General features: G+C 71.1%; 2 protein-coding genes. Both read left to right on the top strand.

Annotated elements, in window-relative coordinates:
- Positions 1-783 (top strand): YhgE/Pip family protein (locus ABZ885_RS41275; protein WP_360200371.1); only part of this gene is annotated, 783 nt, incomplete at its 5' end.
- Positions 784-904: 121 nt separating this feature from the next.
- The gene (locus tag ABZ885_RS41280) at positions 905-1,198 is read left to right on the top strand and encodes a WhiB family transcriptional regulator (RefSeq protein ID WP_360200373.1); all 294 of its coding nucleotides are present in this window, start codon (positions 905-907) and stop codon (positions 1,196-1,198) included.
- The last annotated feature ends 131 nt before the right edge of the window (positions 1,199-1,329 follow it).

The raw sequence follows: 1,329 nt of genomic DNA on the forward strand, positions 1-1,329 counted from the left end.
GCCGACGCCGCCACCGGCGCCGCCGACCAAGCCCACGACGGGGCCTCCCGGATCTCCAAGGCGATCGACGACCAACTGGAACACGTCCCGAACCTGACCCCTGACCAGATCACCGCCGCGGCCGGAACCCTCGGCACACCCGTCCGCATCGACCGCACCAATCTCCACCCAGCCGGTGTCTACGGACGCGGAATGGCACCCTTCTTCTTCGGCATCGCCCTGTGGGTCTTCGGCCTGTTCGCCTACCTGTTCCTACGCCCCGTCAGCCCGCGGGCCCTCGCAGGCCGGACCCGCTCGATCGGCATCGCGGTCGGAGGCTGGCTGCCCGCCGCCGGACTCGGCACGGTGGCCGCCCTCGTCCTGTACGGCGTCGTCGATCTCGCGCTGGGCCTGGACCCCCTGCACCCCGCGGCCACCATCGCGCTCCTCGTACTGGCCGCCGGATCCTTCGTCGCCGTCGATCACCTCCTGCGCACCACCCTGGGTGTGGTCGGCGACGTGCTCTCCCTGGTGCTCCTGGTCCTCCAGCTCACCGCCTCCGGGGGCCTCTACCCGATGCCCACCACCCCGGGCTTCTTCCAGGCTCTGCACCCCGTCCTGCCGATGACCTACCTCGTCGACGGCCTCAGGGTGACCATCTCGGGAGGCCTGACCGGGCACCTGCTACGCGACGCAACCGCCCTGGGCGTCTTCATGGTCGGCTGTCTGGTCCTCAGTGCCTTCGCCGCCCGGCGTCAGCGCGTGTGGACCGTTGCCCGCCTTCACCCCGACGTCGAACTGTGACCACGCTCGGCCGGTTACCGGCTCGGGCGGACACCCGCCGCCGCCGCGATGAATGAAAGGCCGGATCCCGGCTAGACGAACGACGACATGCTCCTGTCAGCCCGCAGAGAGGACACCTCCGATGACGGACGTTTCGCGCTTGCCCGGAGCCTACGACCACTACTGGGAGTGGCAGCTGGAGGCCGCCTGCCGTCAGGTCGAGAACAGCCTGTTCTTCCACCCGAGCGGTGAACGCGGTACTGCGCACAAGGCCCGGGAGGAAGCCGCGAAGGCGGTCTGCGCCGACTGCCCTGTCCGAATCGCGTGCCGGCGTCATGCCCTCGCCACACGCGAGCCCTACGGGGTCTGGGGCGGGCTGAGCGAAGACGAGCGCTACCTGCTGCTCGCACCGCGACACCGCCGGCCGGCGGCCTGACCGTGCCACGTGTTCGCGCGGCGACGCAACCCGTGCGAACCCGCTGATCGCCCAGGCAGTGCGTGCCCGGAACGACCGGGATGCCACGTCGGCGGACTACGCGGCCCGCGAGGCGGCCTCGGCGGCGGCCG

The sequence above is a fragment of the Kitasatospora sp. NPDC047058 genome, assembly GCF_040643935.1.
Taxonomy (GTDB): Bacteria; Actinomycetota; Actinomycetes; order Streptomycetales; family Streptomycetaceae; genus Kitasatospora.